The following is a 14,201-nucleotide window of genomic DNA, read 5'->3' on the forward strand; positions in this document are numbered from 1 at the left end:
GTATGCTAAAAACATTTCGCATCATATCCGCTCTTATTGTCATCTCTCTCGCTCTATATGGAATATCTACAAACCCGCTTGTTACGATGCCCTATATGCTTATTGCCTTATCTATTATGACTTTCATCATGAGCGCAGAAGAAAAACAGAAAGGAAAGAAAGTACATAGTACACTCTCCTTCTTTTCTGGCGTATTTACTTTAATCGTCGCTATTATAATTATTATCTCCAGGTAACTAACTCTTTCTACTTAAAAGGGGCTAAAATGCACATAAAACAAATACAACTAATCATCGTTTTTATTACTTTGATTCTATGTTTATACAGTACATTTACAATGCCATACAAATCTTTTCACCTACCATTTGTATGGCATTTTAGTAGGAATTGAGATGATTCAAAAGCAGTAAAAGCAAATTGGAGCTATTAGCATCGGTTTAAGTATGTTTACCATTATTTTTGTCATTCCATTTATACTGTTCTTCTAAAGGAGGATTTCATGTTAAAAAACATTCGAATTATAATAGCGACTATCGCTCTTATTCTCGCCCTATTTAGCCTCTTTTCAAACTTCTCTATGCTTTTACCATTCGTATTTATCCTTTTAAGTATTATGTTTATCCTTTTTGGAATTGATGAAATAAAAGAGTGGCAAAAAGCAAAAGCATTTGTTTATTTTCTCGGTTCTGCCTTTATTTTATATGTTGGGGTGTCTAGTCTACTTTCATAAAAAAAGAAGAGCAGATTTTGCTCCTCTTTAACTCACTACTTTCAATCCAATAATCGTCCCCATAATCCCAACGATACAAATAATCCGAAAAGCGTTTTTAGGTTCTTGAAAGAATAAAATACCGACAACTGCTGCCCCGAGCGTTCCGATTCCAGTCCAAACTGCATATGCGATGGATAACTGAATTTCTTGAAGCGCCATCGTTAAAAATTGAAAACTAATAATAAAACCACCTATTAAAATAATATTATTCGTCCAACTATTATTTTTTGCTACTTTCTTTATCCCAATTACACCGACAATTTCAAAGAGCCCAGCTATAATTAAATACATCCATGCCATTTTATTTCACCTCTTCCTTGTCGCCACTAAATTTCAATCCGATAATAAATAATGCTAATAAACAAACAAGGAAAATTTTAATAAACGAAAATGGCTCTTTAAAATATAAAATATCTACTACTATCGTTCCCACTGTCCCAATTCCAGTAAATACTGCATATGCCGTTCCAATTGGGATTCTTTTAGTTGCTTCAATTAATAGATGAAAGCTAGATAAAATTGCAATAAGTGTCAAAATACTCATCGAATTTGTTTTTAATCCTGTTGCCCAATATATTTCGATTAAGCCTCCAAATACTAAATACAGCCACGCCCTATTTGTACTAATCTCCTTTTTCTTTTTCACTTCTTCTTTTACCTCTTGTCGCATTTCTTGTTTTGAAGAGCTACGTTTCTTTTTCGGAAAAAGAATGTAAGACATCGCCCATATAAAATGAATCATAAGTACCGATGTCCAAACACTGACAATGGTATTAATAGTTTCATTTTTATAAAAGCCTATTTGTTTATTCAAAATCCATTCTTTCATATGAAGAATATAAGATCCACTTGGTAACTCTTGAGCTGGTACAAGCCCTATTACAAAAATAAATAAAAGCTGTGCAAGAATGAAAATGCTCACATGTTTATAAAAGTATTGCCGCTCTAATCGTGCGTGCTCCTTTCCATATAGCTTCTCTTTTTGCATAGCTGTCATTTATCTTCCTCCTTTTTCAAATAATACTCTACCATTTCATCTATATACTCCATTGTTTCCGAATCAAGTCCATATACTTTTTCAATCTCCCCCTCTTCAGGTCTAATTAATTCCCAATACTTATTTATTAATTGTTCATCCTCTTGAAATACGTGCATGGAAAAATCCACTACTTTTTCCGCCAATTGTTGAACTTCTGGTGAATCTACTGGTTCATTTATACGCTCACGAATTTCTCTTAATACTTGCAACCACTCTTTCGTTCTTTTATCGTTTTCTTCAAATGTTGGTAAGCCCTGAATAATCTGCTGCTCTTCCTCATTAAAATACCTTTTCCAAAATTTCTCCCTCTGATCAATTCCCTGTACTGATTTTATAAATAACATTAAATCCTCTGTTTTAAGCTCCCCTGTTAATTCAATGGAATGAAATGTTGTATATAATAGTTTTTCTAAGTCCTGTAATCTTTTTACTTCTGCTTGTATTGTTCGAATCTCATTTTGAATTGCACTTTTCCATCTTTCTTCTGAATTTCCCTTTTCCTCTTTTAACACTTTTTTTATTTCCGAAAGCTTAAAACCAAGCTTTTTAAACGTTGTTATTTGTTGCAATGTAATTACATCATCTTTTGAATAGTAACGATATCCTGACTCGGCAACGTACGACGGTTTTAATAATCCAATTTCCTCATAATATCTAAGTGTTCTCGTCGTTACATTCGTTTCTTTTGAAATTTCACCAATGCTATACTTATCCATCGTTTCCTCCTCACGCCTTATTTATCTTCACTATAAACTTTGACGTATACGTTAAAGTCAATACTCCATTCACACAAAAAACTCCTGTTTTTTAAACAGGAGCTCTCATTAATATATTCACCTACTGCCTTTCATTTCTTAAAAATGCTCATAAGTGAAACTCATTGTTTTTATATAAAATCTGTACCTTTCTTTTTTACAAATAAAAAAACTGCCCTTTCACAGGCAGTTTTTCTTTATCCAAATACTTTTTCAAGTTCATCTTTATCTTGGCTTAGCCAGAAGTTCATTAAGCGTTGTGCTCCTTCTAAGTCGTGAAGCTTCGCTTGGCCACATTGTGTTTCATTTGCAGCTGGAATTTCTGTAATTTGAACCGCATCTTTTAATGTTAGTTCTAATAAATCAATGATTTCTCGAACCGTCGGTGTTCCGCTTACTACAAGATAATATCCTGTTTGGCAACCCATTGGTGAAATATCGATAATATCAAAATGCGGATAACGATCAATATATTTACGTAAATTAAATGCTAATAAATGTTCTAACGTATGAATAACATCTGGTTTCATTGCTTGTTTATTCGGTTGGCAAAAACGAATATCGAATTTATTTACAATACCGTCGCTACCTACGTTGTGAACTCCGCAATGTCTTACATAAGGTGCCTTTACAATCGTATGATCTAATTCAAAGCTTTCTACTGATGGCATACAACATCTCTCCCGCTTTTAATTTAATTCCGTTATATCCAATATGATATAACGGAAATGCACATTAGTAAAGTATTATGTACTGTCGTGCTATAATACTTTAAGACTATGCTGAAAAGGAGACCATTATGAAACAGATTTTTATCGGTATTATACGCTTTTATCAAAAGTTCATTTCTCCGATGACACCGCCAACGTGCCGCTTTCATCCGACTTGCTCTCATTATGGATTAGAAGCGTTTCAAAAACACGGTGCCTTCAAAGGATTTTGGCTTACATGTAAGCGTATATTAAAATGTCACCCTTTCCATCCAGGAGGATTTGATCCTGTCCCAGATAAAAAGGATGACAAAGTAAATTCTTAATTGTCGTAACCATTTACAACTAAATCTAATTTTCCTGTGTCAGGATCTATAACAAGACCGTGAACAGGTACTTCTTCCGGAAGTAACGGATGGTTGCGGAGTATTGACACACTATGTTCTACACTTTCTTCTACACTAGAGAACCCTTGTAAGAATCTTTCTAAATCGATTCCAGAATAACGAAGTGTATCTAATTTCTCTTCTGTTACGCCGCGCTCTTTCATTTTTTCAATTGTGCTGCTTGCTTGAATTTTTGCCATACCACAATCATGATGACCGACAACACATACTTCATCAGCTCCAAGCTCATATACAGCGACTAAAATACTACGCATAATACTTCCGAATGGATGTGAAATAACAGCGCCTGCTACTTTAATAATTTTCACATCACCGTTACGCATATTCATTGCTTTCGGTAATAATTCAACAAGACGAGTATCCATACAAGAGATAATTACCATTTTTTTATTTGGAAATTTTCCTGTTTCATACTCTTCGTATTTTTTCTCTTCAACGAATTTTTCATTGTATTGTAAAATCTCTTCTAATGACTTCATAGTAAAGAACCCTCTTTTCTCTCATTTACATTACATATGTAGTGTACCAAAATTTGAAAAACTCAAAAAGGATATTGCTTTATAGTAAAAATAGGATATTTTCAGATAATCGACATAATTCTTTCAAAATATACACACACCTTTGTAACAAGTCTCACATACTTTAAACGTTTTTCACTATAAACTGATTGTAGATAATGTAAAAAAGGAGTGAATATTTATTATGTCCGACGTTCTGTTACTAAGTCGTTTTCAATTTGCAATTACTATTTTTTATCACTTTTTATTTGTACCTTTGACAATCGGACTTGTTATTTTAGTAGCATGTATGGAAACTCAATACGCCCGCACATTGAATCCAACATACCGCAAAATGGCAAATTTCTGGGGAAAACTTTTTACAATTAACTTCGTAATGGGGATTATAACTGGGATTACGATGGAATTCCAATTTGGAACAAACTGGTCTGAGTACTCCAAATATATGGGGGATATTTTCGGATCACCTCTCGCAATCGAAGCACTCGTTGCCTTCTTCTTAGAATCTACTTTCATGGGAATATGGTTATTCGGTAAAGACAAAATCTCACCAAAATTCCGTGCTTTCTGTATGTGGATGGTTGCACTTGGAACAAATATTTCTGCCCTTTGGATTATTACTGCAAACGGATTCATGCAAAATCCTGTTGGGTACGTAGTACGTAACGGCCGCGCTGAATTAAATGACTTCTGGGCACTTGTTACAAATCCATATGCATGGAATATGTTCTTCCACACTGTAATTGGTTGTTATATTGTCGGTGCTTTCTTCGTTATGGCAATTAGTGCATATCACTTACTACGTAAAAACGAAGTGGAATTCTTCAAAAAATCATTTAAATTTGGTTTAATGTTAGGTTTATTCGCCGCAACAATTACACCATTTATGGGCCATCAATCCGGTGTATCAGCTGCTAAATATCAACCAGCAAAAGGAGCTGCGATGGAAGCTGTTTGGGAAACCGGAAAAGGACAAGGCTTCTCAATCATTCAAATTCCTGATGTGAAAAATGAAAAAAACTTTGAACTACTTACTATTCCAAAGCTCGGAAGTTTCTTCTATACAAACTCATTTGATGGAGAAATTGTTGGTTTAAAAGATATTCCAAAAGAAGATCGTCCAAATGTTAACCTCGTGTACTATAGCTTCCGCTTAATGGTTGCACTTGGCATGTTCTTTATGGCATTAACTTGGTACGGTTTCTATTTAAACCGAAAAGGAAAACTAGAAAACTCAAAACGTTATTTAAAAATTACAATGTGGTCCGTTTCACTTCCATATATTGCAATTAACGCTGGCTGGATTGTCGCTGAAGTAGGTCGTCAACCGTGGACAGTTTATAAACTAATGCGTACAGCAGAATCCGTGTCACCTATATCAGTTCCACAAATTTGGTTCTCATTAATTAGTTTAATATTGTTCTACACTTTACTCTTAATTGCAGACGTATACTTAATGCTGAAGTTCGCGAAAAAAGGACCCGCTGCATTAGAAGAACCTGCTACTGAAGGAGGTGTGGCTCATGTCTCATGATATGCTTGCAATTATCTGGTTCGGTTTATGGGGCGTAATTTGGACAGTGTACTTCATTCTTGATGGCTACGCACTCGGTAACGGAATGATTTTCCCATTCGTTGCGAAAGACCGACAAGAACGAAATCAATTACAAGAAGCTATCGGCCCGTTCTGGGGTGGTAATGAAGTATGGTTAATTACAGCTGGTGGTGCAACATTTGCTGCCTTTCCAGTCACATATGCAAATATGTTTAGCTACCTATATACACCACTATTTTTAGTATTACTTGCACTATTTGCTCGTGCCGCTGGACTTGAATTTATGCATAAAGACGATTCACCAATTTGGCAAAAAACTTGTAAATGGGCATTTACAATTGGTAGTTTCCTAATCGCCTTCTTATTCGGTGTTACATTCGCTAACCTGTATTACGGGCTGCAAATCGGAAAAGATGGTTATGAAGGAACTTTACTTAGCTTACTAAACCATTATGGTATTTTAGGCGGTCTTTTCTTCACTGCTATATTCGTCGTATCTGGTGCCCTTTGGATTATGATTAAAACAACTGGCGAAGTATCTGATCGTGCTTATAAAATTGCAAGACCATTTTCAATGGCAGCTGCTATCATTTTAGCTATCTTCTATGTCGCAACTGCAAATCGTACAAATTTATTCCAAAACTTCACGGAATATCCTGTACTATTCATTCTTCCAGTACTTGCAATGTTAATGAGTGTACTCACACTTATTATGGTGTACAAACATAAAATCGGCCTTGCATTCACATTCGTTTGCTTAACAATCGCAATGTTTATGACAACTGGTTTTGCAGGTATGTTCCCAAGAATGTTACCATCTCGTATTAACGACGCTTATAGTACAACGTTATACAACGCAGCTGGTAGTCAATTAAATTTAAAAATTATGTTCTTCGTTGCAATCGTCATGGTACCAATCGTTATTGGATATCAGCTTTGGAGCTACAGCATATTTAAAAATAAAATTCATAAAGACTCTGCTAAAGGATATCACTAAAATAAAAAAGACACTTCGAGCGAAGTGTCTTTTTTATTTTACGTATGATTTTCGATAAGATGTTACATTTCTAATCTAACAACTATGATAAAGAAGAATCACTAACAGCTCACAACTAAATTGTATCACAGGGCAAGCACATCATTTTATGCAATTTTACATATAAAAATTATAACGTAGATTGAATTACTTGGTCATACACATCGTTATCCGTTACATCTGCCGTACTAATACCACTGAATGTCCTCACATTTAATCCGGTATTTGAAGATCCCGATCCATTATAAGCTTTCGTTTTTTCAATTGGATGTACGTTATATTTATCACCTAAGTTAATTGTCCCATTACAGTTCTCAATAATAACCCCTTCCACAATAGCTGGCATTTTATCACCTACTTTCATTTCGTTACTCCCATTCTATGAGAATCGCCTAAAAAAATAGCATGTGTGAATAAGAAAAAAGCACTCAGGCTGAGTGCTTTTTTCTTATTTACCGCTCTTCTTTCTCTCACAAGCAATTCCATCGCCATCACGATCTAAATGCTTACCGTAATACGGACTATCTCTTGTAATATCGTAAACTCCAGCATCATTTGCTTCTTTACAGTTAGCAAAGCGTTTTGGTTCTGGCTTTTGTTCCGGCTTCACCTCTGGTTGTGGTTGTTCTTGTCTTGCTCCTGGTCTTTCTTCAAGTGGTAATGTCGCGTTATATAAGAACTGAACATATTGCTCACGACTTACATGCATTCTAGGTGCGAATTTACCATCACCAGTTCCAGCTGTAATATAATTTGATTTAACTGCAGTAATCGCAGGATTCGCCCATCCATTTCTATCTACATCCGGGAAATTATGATCCCCTCTAATTTGCAATTGAAACCCTTTTGTTAAAATTTGTGCCATTTCATCGCGAGTTAACGAATCTTTCGGCCTAAAGTTCCCTGTGTCATCTCCAGCGAATACACCGATCTCTGTTAAAGCAAGAATCTCTTTTTTAAACTGAGTCGAACGATCAGTAACATCTTTATAAGGATTATTATACTGTTCTTTTACTGCTGGCTTTAATTGACGGAACATAAGGGCTGCAACTTGCTCACGAGTTACATCATCACCAAATCCAAAAATCCCATTTCCATATCCAGCAACAATGTTTTTATTTGCTAAATCCATAATTGCCTTATAAGCCCAATGATTGTTTGGAACATCTTTAAACTGAGTACTTGCCTGCGCTGTCCCGATTGAAGTAAATGCTGTAGTTGCAACAATTGCACCTGTTAAAAGTAATTTTTTAAATCCCATACTTAATTCTCCTTCTCTTTTCCATAATAACCATTTAACAATATAACAAATTATATAAATTCATTTTGTCATATTCTGTCGAATACAAAAAAAGAACCCCGAAGGATTCTTTTTTTGCTAAGCACAAATGGCAATTTTGGAGACAGTTGACTCTTTCAAAATTTATTAGGGGTAATATTTTGAAAAAGAAAGCCTTTCATATGTAGCTTAACACCACTGGAATATATAGTAAATTGATAATCTTTATACGGAAGATTGCTAATGTTTAGTATAGATAGTTTGCACTACGTTAATAGTGGAAATTATCTATACTAAGAAACAAAAAGACGCCTTTCAAGAAGACGTCCTTTCCCCTGTTTATATATACCCCATCCAGCTTTTTGTAAACACACACTAGAAAACAGAATCATGAATTGTTACAAGATTGTTAGGTACAAAAAGAGTAGAGGTAAATATTAATATAAAATTCTGCTTTATAGCGTGTATCCACAACTTATATTTTAATCCTCTTCCCTTGAAAATAAACATAATATGCATAATTACATACCAAAAAGAAAAAGACACTCCACAGAGTGCCTCTTCAACCATTTTACTTTTAATATATCACTTTGAATACATTTTACCATATTTAACTATATCGATTGTTGAGAAAATTCTAAATCGTTATTTTTTTATCAACATCTTCAAAATCATGTAATATTAAGGATGCAATAAAACATTATACAAATTGAGGTGTACTATATTTATGTTTTTCGGAATCATTCCTCTTATATTGTTTATTATTTTTCTTATCTCTTACTTAAAAGATCCACGAAAAATAATAAATGGCTTTTTATTTAATGCCTTTTTCTGTTCATTTCTATTATTTTGTGCAATCGCCTCGTTTGCATCTGGTAGTAACACTTTACATTTCATCGTTATTCTACCCATGTTAGCTCTACTTTTCATGATACCTTTTGGCATCGTTGCTCTAATGTTTGGACTATTTCTTAATGCGAGAATCTTGATGAGGCGTGAAGGAAGACGCTTTACAAACTCTTTAACTTTAATTGCTGCTTTAGGGATTTTATTCTGTATACTAATCCCTATCATAAATCCAGCAAGTTTATTCTCAGAGCATTTTCAATTTATTTTTGCTGCTATTTCTCTTGTAACTATGTATTTCTTTATACATTTATCTAACTTCTTAAGCGCTTATTTTCTATACCAATTCAATAGACCGAGACGTAATCAAGATTTCATCATCGTTCTTGGTAGCGGCTTAATTAATGACAAAGTGCCACCCTTACTTGCAAGTCGCATTAATAAAGCAATCGACTTTTATTGGAAGCAAGCCGCTGTGAATACACCACCAACAATCATTTTCTCTGGTGGGCAAGGGCCTGATGAAGGTCTTCCGGAAGCAGAAGCGATGCAAAATTATGCTGTTGAAAAAGGCATTCCGCTTGAACATACGGTACAAGAAAATCGTTCTGTAAACACATATCAAAACATGTCGTTCTCTAAAGAAATTATGGATTCTTTAAAACCAGAAGGTAAGTATAAAAGTATTTTTACAACGAATAATTTCCATCTTTTCCGTGCTGGCATATATGCAAGACAAGCTGGCCTTAATAGCCAAGGAATCGGATCAAAAACAGCCTTTTATTACTGGCCTAATGCAATGATTCGCGAATATGTCGCAATTGTCGTTATGGGGCGTAAGCGCCATATGAAAATATGTGGAACTATTTTAGGTTTCGCTTTATTCCTAACAGTCGTTAGTTTTATACTTTCTTAACAACATCCCATCCTTTAAAAGGGTGGGATTTCTTATACGAATTTCAAAAATATTTTAATGGTACTATGGTGATAATATTCCCTGCATACATCCATTAAAGGAGAATTTTTTCAAATATAATGTTAAAATGGTTGTTAGGCATGAATCGAACTGATTAGCAAACATGTAAGGAAAAGAAACTAGTTTGAAACGAGGAAATTATATGAAAAAAATGATCAAGAGTAAGCCCAATAAGCTGAAAATTGCTTCAAAAGCTTTGATGATTATTATTGGGGCATTTATCACAGCTTACGGATTAGAAGCTGTCTTAATTCCAAATAACGTATCCGACGGTGGTGTGACTGGTTTAAGTATCGTTAGTTCAAGATTATTTGGATTGCCATTAGGAGCTCTAATCGCAGTTATTAACATTCCTTTCGTTTGGTTAGGATATAAACAAATCGGTAAAAGCTTTGCAATTTATTCCATCATCGGGATTGCTTCATTAGCAATAGGTACCGTTGTCATGCACGGAATACCAACTATTATTGAAGGCGATACACTACTCGTTACAGTTGTTGGTGGTATTATTATCGGTTTCGGTATGGGACTAGCCTTACGTAACGGCGGCGCATTAGATGGAATCGATATGCTAGCTGTATTACTTTCTCGTAAGTTACCTTTTGGAACAAGTGACCTTATTTTATTCTTAAATATGTTTGTCTTTATTTTTGTTTCAACAGTATTTGGTCTTCAAGGGGCTATCCTTTCGGCAATTGCTTACTTTATCGCTTCGAAAGTGATTCATATCGTTGAAGTTGGTTTAAGTGGTTCGAAAACATTTAAAATCATCACGAAAGAGCCTGAATTAATGGTAGAAACAATTCGCGATCGTTTAGGCCGAAGCGCAACGTATAACGAAGTATATGGTGGTTATTCAAGAGAGAAATTCAAAGAAATTTCTTGTGTAATTAACCGTTTAGAAGAAAGTAAAATGAAGGACCTGATTAATGAAATCGATCCTAATGCCTTTATTACAGTTTATGACGTAGCTGAAGTAAAAGGCGGTAACTTTAAGAAACGTGATATTCATTAATCATTATGAAAAAAGAGGGTGTGCCAAAATATTGGTGCAGCCTCTTTTTATTATGAAGTTGGTAAATCGATATTCCTTTTCGAATCGTTGATATATTTTGAGCTACGATAGATATAATCGAAAAACCGTTGATATATTTTACTCCCCCCATCTTCCCCCGCTTTTAATCCAATCGACGTACTTTTGAAAGGCGGGCACTTCATGCTGAAAGCGAAGCGGAACATATAGAAAGAGAGTACATGTACACAGTATCCATAGAATACCTACTATAAAGTGAAATTTCATCGTTGTGCTAATAAACAAACTGAGGAATAAGACGAGGAACATAATCAAACTAAACCTTTTATATATACTCATAATAATCTCCTCCTTATAACTTAATTGTACCAGCTATAAGGAATTAATTCCCATAATAAAAAGACCGAAAAGCAAATTCCACTTTTCGGTCTCTATACTATCTTCTCTTCATAATTTTCCCTGAACCGCCAACCCTTGTTTTCGGGGGCGACGTATTCTTTGGTGGGGTTTTAATGGATGATTTCGGCTTCACATCAGATCCACTCGAGCCACCCGGGTTTTTCGTAATTTTCCCTTTGCTTCCGGTAGAAGGCGGTGGCGTCGTTTTACTTCCTTTTTCCGTAATACTTCCTTTATCACCTACAGATGATTTCGGATCTACATTATCGCCTCGCTTAATAATAGATCCTTTCCCTTCCTTCGTAATTGGAGGCGGGGTTTTCTTTTCCTCTTTCGTAGGTGGTCTTTCCGGGATCACCGGTTTATGATTTTGTCTGTCATTATATCCGCGATAATCACCGTATGATGATTTGCGTGAACCGAATATATCGTTTAATATACTCCCCATGATATATCCTTGTAAGAAGGATGGTTGGTAATTTTGACGGACAAATTCTTCATTGCTTATTTCAATTAACGTATCAGATGGTTTCTCTTTATCCTTTTGTAAATTATACATTTTATCAGAATAAACGAGGAACATTTGATTTTCGTCTTCTTTAGATGCTTGCTTCGGTTTCCTTTCGGCTATAAGTTCCTTTGCAACTTCAGGAACTGACCGATTGGCGGCCCTATACACGTAAGATTCTTGTTTACCATCCTTTGCGACAGACTCTAGTGGGTAACGGTCCTGAATTGACTTCGCCTGACCACTTTGACAGCCCGATAAAGCATAACCGGCAATAACAAGTAATGTAACGATAGCAAGTATAGGGATCACGAACGATTTAATCATGGTAAACAATCGGTTTGACATGATTACGCCCCCCTTATGTTGCTCTTATGATTTGTACATCAGCAGGAATAATTACTTCTCCCTCATACATCATTGTGCGACCATTTTGCCATTCAACACGTAATAATTTGCGGTTATCAGATTGGAATTCCCATACGTACTGTTCTTCTGAAGCAGCGAATGGTGTTTTCCCCATAACAACAACACGTCCATTATATTGTTCTTCCATATGATACTCTATATCATCCATTTCAATCGTCGTCGGAATTTCATCGATTGAATCTAAACGACCATCAATCGGTGTATACAATTTGTAATACGTATTTTCACGGTCTTCAATTTTCAAATAACGAATATCTTTCCCATCCTGCAAAGTTAAAATAATCTCCTTGCGAGAATGCATGCTCATTTTCCCAGTTAATTCGTACATGACTAACGAGACTTCAATCATATCGCCAGGAGCCAACGTTAAAAGACTCTTTTCTGGCTTCGGCGGCTCCGGACTCTTCATTATATTTTTAATACGTTTAAATAAACTCACAATCTACCCCTCCTTTTCTCTTTATAAACAAGCACCTAAAATAAGTGCACCAACGATATGTAATGAACCAGCTAACAACGCATGTGCTAAGCTGCCTTCTTTCGTTCCTTCTTCTAAATCTAAACCAGACATTTTCTTTAACACAAACTCAATGAACATTTCTACAATTAATAAAATAACGAATGAAACTGCTGAGGCAAGAAGCGCTTGCCATAAGTCATTCGCTTTCGTTATAGATTGAGATAAAATGTACCCTTGCGCAAATAATTTCATAACGAAACGCGTTGTCACTGCTGTATTTCCATTTTTCATTTCTTTTAAATCATTGTATTTTGTAAAAATCGAATCAACCCACATAATTGCAAATAAAAGTACCGCACTCGCTCCAGTCCATACAAGCATAGCTAAAACATTCATCCACGTCATTACAAAACCTCCTCTAAAAAAGTAATAGAAAACCGACATGAATTCTCTTCAGACATGTCGGTTTCTTTGTCTATTCTATATTATTTCTCGTACTGCTTCATAATACGAGCTAATTCATCGTCAACAACAGAATTTTTGTTTAAGCTTGCGAATTCATCATCTAACGACTTTTCTTTCTTGTAAATTTCACCGCTTGCTTCTGCTTCAGCCTCTAATTGAAGTGCTTTCTCTTCCATACGGCTTAAACCAGCTTTTGCTGAATTTGAATCAAATCCAGACATCGCCTGATTAATATTCTTTTGTGCTTTCGCTGCATTTACACGTGCAACAAGTGTTTCACGTTTATTTTTCAGCTCTGTTAATTGCTTACGCATTTCTTCTAGCTTAAGACGAAGGTTATCAGCAGCTGCTTTGTTTTGCTCATAGCTCGCTTTATACTCATTCATCTTTTGCTCTGCATTTTGTTTTTCTTCAAGAGCACGACGCGCAAGGTCAAGATTGCTTGCTTGAACAGCCATATGAGCTTGCTCTTCACGTTTTTTCACAAGTGCTTCTTGCTCTTCAAATAATATTTTGAATTTCTTCTCAAGTGCAATTTGAGCTGCTACACTTTTCTCAGCTTCTTGTACATCCGCTTGCATATCGCGTAAATATTGATCCGTCATCTTAACTGGATCTTCCGCTTTTTCAATTAATGAATATACATTCGACATTGTTAAATCTCGTAATCGTTTAAATACAGACATTCTAATTCCTCCTATGACTTACCTCATATTTCAAATTCACTACTTGGAAAACTGAAAAATCTCCCTTAACAGTAAAGAATATTCATTTTTACAGCCTATGTGTTTATTATAACAAAACTAATATGTCCTTACATGTTATTTCCAAAATACAGCCAATATAATATGACATTCTAGATAAAACATTGTATTCCTAATATATTCTCATTAATCCTCTTCAGAATTGACATATTTTTATGCACTTTCACTAAATTACATTATTGTAATGTTACTGTAAGCTAACTCGATAGTTACGTTTCAATATTTCTTATACACTAATACCAGAAGCAAC

The 14,201-nt window shown here is 35.0% G+C and carries 19 protein-coding genes and 1 pseudogene; 8 read left to right on the forward strand and 12 right to left on the reverse strand.

Annotated features, from left to right (window positions below):
- Nucleotides 1-2 precede the first annotated feature (2 nt).
- The 3 genes and pseudogenes from MHH59_RS23915 to MHH59_RS23925 all read left to right on the forward strand — a co-directional run bounded on the left by MHH59_RS23915 (nucleotide 3) and on the right by MHH59_RS23925 (nucleotide 730).
- The gene (locus MHH59_RS23915) at nucleotides 3-236 is read left to right on the forward strand and encodes a hypothetical protein (RefSeq protein WP_002129577.1); all 234 of its coding nucleotides are present in this window, start codon (nucleotides 3-5) and stop codon (nucleotides 234-236) included.
- 29 nt (nucleotides 237-265) lie between these two features.
- Nucleotides 266-488 (forward strand): annotated as a pseudogene (locus MHH59_RS23920) (hypothetical protein).
- 11 nt (nucleotides 489-499) lie between these two features.
- Entirely contained in the window at nucleotides 500-730 is a 231-nt protein-coding gene (locus tag MHH59_RS23925; protein WP_201057167.1) for a YczI family protein, read from the forward strand.
- A 27-nt stretch (nucleotides 731-757) separates the two neighbouring features.
- On the opposite strand, the gene MHH59_RS23930 is transcribed toward MHH59_RS23925, so the two are convergent.
- The 4 genes from MHH59_RS23930 to luxS all read right to left on the reverse strand — a co-directional run bounded on the left by MHH59_RS23930 (nucleotide 758) and on the right by luxS (nucleotide 3,237).
- Nucleotides 758-1,072 (reverse strand): DMT family transporter, encoded by a 315-nt coding sequence (locus MHH59_RS23930; RefSeq protein WP_002129581.1) that lies wholly within the window; start codon nucleotides 1,070-1,072, stop codon nucleotides 758-760.
- A 1-nt stretch (nucleotide 1,073) separates the two neighbouring features.
- A complete protein-coding gene (locus tag MHH59_RS23935) occupies nucleotides 1,074-1,769 on the reverse strand; it encodes a DMT family transporter (protein WP_002129582.1) in 696 nt (231 codons plus the stop codon).
- Nucleotides 1,766-2,527, reverse strand: coding sequence for a MerR family transcriptional regulator (locus tag MHH59_RS23940; RefSeq protein WP_201056991.1), 762 nt, complete (start codon nucleotides 2,525-2,527; stop codon nucleotides 1,766-1,768). Before MHH59_RS23940 ends, MHH59_RS23935 begins: the two co-directional genes overlap by 4 nt.
- 236 nt (nucleotides 2,528-2,763) lie before the next feature.
- Nucleotides 2,764-3,237, reverse strand: coding sequence for an S-ribosylhomocysteine lyase LuxS (gene luxS, locus MHH59_RS23945; RefSeq protein WP_001141371.1), 474 nt, complete (start codon nucleotides 3,235-3,237; stop codon nucleotides 2,764-2,766).
- 128 nt (nucleotides 3,238-3,365) lie between these two features.
- Here luxS and yidD point away from each other — a divergent pair, with 128 nt between their 5' ends.
- The gene (gene yidD, locus MHH59_RS23950; RefSeq protein ID WP_002112460.1) at nucleotides 3,366-3,602 is read left to right on the forward strand and encodes a membrane protein insertion efficiency factor YidD; all 237 of its coding nucleotides are present in this window, start codon (nucleotides 3,366-3,368) and stop codon (nucleotides 3,600-3,602) included.
- On the opposite strand, the gene MHH59_RS23955 is transcribed toward yidD, so the two are convergent.
- Nucleotides 3,599-4,162 (reverse strand): beta-class carbonic anhydrase, encoded by a 564-nt coding sequence (locus MHH59_RS23955; RefSeq protein WP_002015742.1) that lies wholly within the window; start codon nucleotides 4,160-4,162, stop codon nucleotides 3,599-3,601. The two genes, yidD and MHH59_RS23955, sit on opposite strands and share 4 nt — an antisense overlap.
- Before the next feature lie 223 nt (nucleotides 4,163-4,385).
- Here MHH59_RS23955 and cydA point away from each other — a divergent pair, with 223 nt between their 5' ends.
- Both cydA and cydB read left to right on the forward strand, forming a co-directional pair.
- Nucleotides 4,386-5,735: a cytochrome ubiquinol oxidase subunit I gene (gene cydA / locus MHH59_RS23960; protein ID WP_340852522.1), complete on the forward strand. Its 1,350-nt coding sequence runs from the start codon at nucleotides 4,386-4,388 to the stop codon at nucleotides 5,733-5,735.
- Nucleotides 5,725-6,753, forward strand: a complete 1,029-nt coding sequence (gene cydB, locus MHH59_RS23965) for a cytochrome d ubiquinol oxidase subunit II (RefSeq protein WP_002129586.1) — start codon at nucleotides 5,725-5,727, stop codon at nucleotides 6,751-6,753. Before cydA ends, cydB begins: the two co-directional genes overlap by 11 nt.
- A 169-nt stretch (nucleotides 6,754-6,922) precedes the next feature.
- Here the strand turns inward: cydB and MHH59_RS23970 are convergent, their stop codons facing one another.
- Nucleotides 6,923-7,156 carry a spore germination protein gene (locus MHH59_RS23970; protein ID WP_002015747.1) on the reverse strand — a complete coding sequence of 78 codons (234 nt, stop codon included), beginning with the start codon at nucleotides 7,154-7,156 and terminating at the stop codon, nucleotides 6,923-6,925.
- A gap of 84 nt (nucleotides 7,157-7,240) precedes the next feature.
- A complete protein-coding gene (locus tag MHH59_RS23975) occupies nucleotides 7,241-8,053 on the reverse strand; it encodes an S-layer homology domain-containing protein (RefSeq protein WP_002089166.1) in 813 nt (270 codons plus the stop codon).
- Nucleotides 8,054-8,798: 745 nt separating this feature from the next.
- On the opposite strand from MHH59_RS23975, the gene MHH59_RS23980 reads away from it, so the two are divergent.
- Both MHH59_RS23980 and MHH59_RS23985 read left to right on the forward strand, forming a co-directional pair.
- Nucleotides 8,799-9,833, forward strand: coding sequence for a YdcF family protein (locus tag MHH59_RS23980; protein WP_002129589.1), 1,035 nt, complete (start codon nucleotides 8,799-8,801; stop codon nucleotides 9,831-9,833).
- Nucleotides 9,834-10,035: 202 nt separating this feature from the next.
- A complete protein-coding gene (locus MHH59_RS23985; RefSeq protein WP_000738210.1) occupies nucleotides 10,036-10,908 on the forward strand; it encodes a YitT family protein in 873 nt (290 codons plus the stop codon).
- A 138-nt stretch (nucleotides 10,909-11,046) separates the two neighbouring features.
- Here MHH59_RS23985 and MHH59_RS23990 read toward each other — a convergent pair whose 3' ends face one another.
- From MHH59_RS23990 to MHH59_RS24010, 5 genes are all read right to left on the reverse strand, one after another.
- Entirely contained in the window at nucleotides 11,047-11,265 is a 219-nt protein-coding gene (locus tag MHH59_RS23990) for a hypothetical protein (RefSeq protein ID WP_002167505.1), read from the reverse strand.
- 97 nt (nucleotides 11,266-11,362) lie between these two features.
- Nucleotides 11,363-12,181, reverse strand: a complete 819-nt coding sequence (locus MHH59_RS23995) for a DUF4247 domain-containing protein (RefSeq protein ID WP_002129590.1) — start codon at nucleotides 12,179-12,181, stop codon at nucleotides 11,363-11,365.
- A gap of 13 nt (nucleotides 12,182-12,194) precedes the next feature.
- Nucleotides 12,195-12,701 carry a DUF4178 domain-containing protein gene (locus MHH59_RS24000; RefSeq protein WP_002129592.1) on the reverse strand — a complete coding sequence of 169 codons (507 nt, stop codon included), beginning with the start codon at nucleotides 12,699-12,701 and terminating at the stop codon, nucleotides 12,195-12,197.
- 21 nt (nucleotides 12,702-12,722) lie between these two features.
- Nucleotides 12,723-13,127: a DUF350 domain-containing protein gene (locus tag MHH59_RS24005; RefSeq protein WP_002015753.1), complete on the reverse strand. Its 405-nt coding sequence runs from the start codon at nucleotides 13,125-13,127 to the stop codon at nucleotides 12,723-12,725.
- A gap of 80 nt (nucleotides 13,128-13,207) precedes the next feature.
- Entirely contained in the window at nucleotides 13,208-13,873 is a 666-nt protein-coding gene (locus tag MHH59_RS24010; protein ID WP_002015754.1) for a PspA/IM30 family protein, read from the reverse strand.
- Nucleotides 13,874-14,201: the final 328 nt, after the last annotated feature.

This window comes from Bacillus sp. FSL E2-0195 (genome assembly GCF_038003645.1).
Lineage (GTDB): Bacteria > Bacillota > Bacilli > Bacillales > Bacillaceae_G > Bacillus_A > Bacillus_A mycoides.

Coding starts and splice junctions, on each gene's coding strand:
- MHH59_RS23915 (WP_002129577.1), top strand. CDS start 3: ATGCTAAAAACATTTCGCATCATATCCGCTCTTATTGTCATCTCTCTC.
- MHH59_RS23925 (WP_201057167.1), top strand. CDS start 500: ATGTTAAAAAACATTCGAATTATAATAGCGACTATCGCTCTTATTCTC.
- MHH59_RS23930 (WP_002129581.1), bottom strand. CDS start 1,072: ATGGCATGGATGTATTTAATTATAGCTGGGCTCTTTGAAATTGTCGGT.
- MHH59_RS23935 (WP_002129582.1), bottom strand. CDS start 1,769: ATGACAGCTATGCAAAAAGAGAAGCTATATGGAAAGGAGCACGCACGA.
- MHH59_RS23940 (WP_201056991.1), bottom strand. CDS start 2,527: ATGGATAAGTATAGCATTGGTGAAATTTCAAAAGAAACGAATGTAACG.
- luxS (WP_001141371.1), bottom strand. CDS start 3,237: ATGCCATCAGTAGAAAGCTTTGAATTAGATCATACGATTGTAAAGGCA.
- yidD (WP_002112460.1), top strand. CDS start 3,366: ATGAAACAGATTTTTATCGGTATTATACGCTTTTATCAAAAGTTCATT.
- MHH59_RS23955 (WP_002015742.1), bottom strand. CDS start 4,162: ATGAAGTCATTAGAAGAGATTTTACAATACAATGAAAAATTCGTTGAA.
- cydA (WP_340852522.1), top strand. CDS start 4,386: ATGTCCGACGTTCTGTTACTAAGTCGTTTTCAATTTGCAATTACTATT.
- cydB (WP_002129586.1), top strand. CDS start 5,725: ATGTCTCATGATATGCTTGCAATTATCTGGTTCGGTTTATGGGGCGTA.
- MHH59_RS23970 (WP_002015747.1), bottom strand. CDS start 7,156: ATGAAAGTAGGTGATAAAATGCCAGCTATTGTGGAAGGGGTTATTATT.
- MHH59_RS23975 (WP_002089166.1), bottom strand. CDS start 8,053: ATGGGATTTAAAAAATTACTTTTAACAGGTGCAATTGTTGCAACTACA.
- MHH59_RS23980 (WP_002129589.1), top strand. CDS start 8,799: ATGTTTTTCGGAATCATTCCTCTTATATTGTTTATTATTTTTCTTATC.
- MHH59_RS23985 (WP_000738210.1), top strand. CDS start 10,036: ATGAAAAAAATGATCAAGAGTAAGCCCAATAAGCTGAAAATTGCTTCA.
- MHH59_RS23990 (WP_002167505.1), bottom strand. CDS start 11,265: ATGAGTATATATAAAAGGTTTAGTTTGATTATGTTCCTCGTCTTATTC.
- MHH59_RS23995 (WP_002129590.1), bottom strand. CDS start 12,181: ATGTCAAACCGATTGTTTACCATGATTAAATCGTTCGTGATCCCTATA.
- MHH59_RS24005 (WP_002015753.1), bottom strand. CDS start 13,127: ATGACGTGGATGAATGTTTTAGCTATGCTTGTATGGACTGGAGCGAGT.
- MHH59_RS24010 (WP_002015754.1), bottom strand. CDS start 13,873: ATGTCTGTATTTAAACGATTACGAGATTTAACAATGTCGAATGTATAT.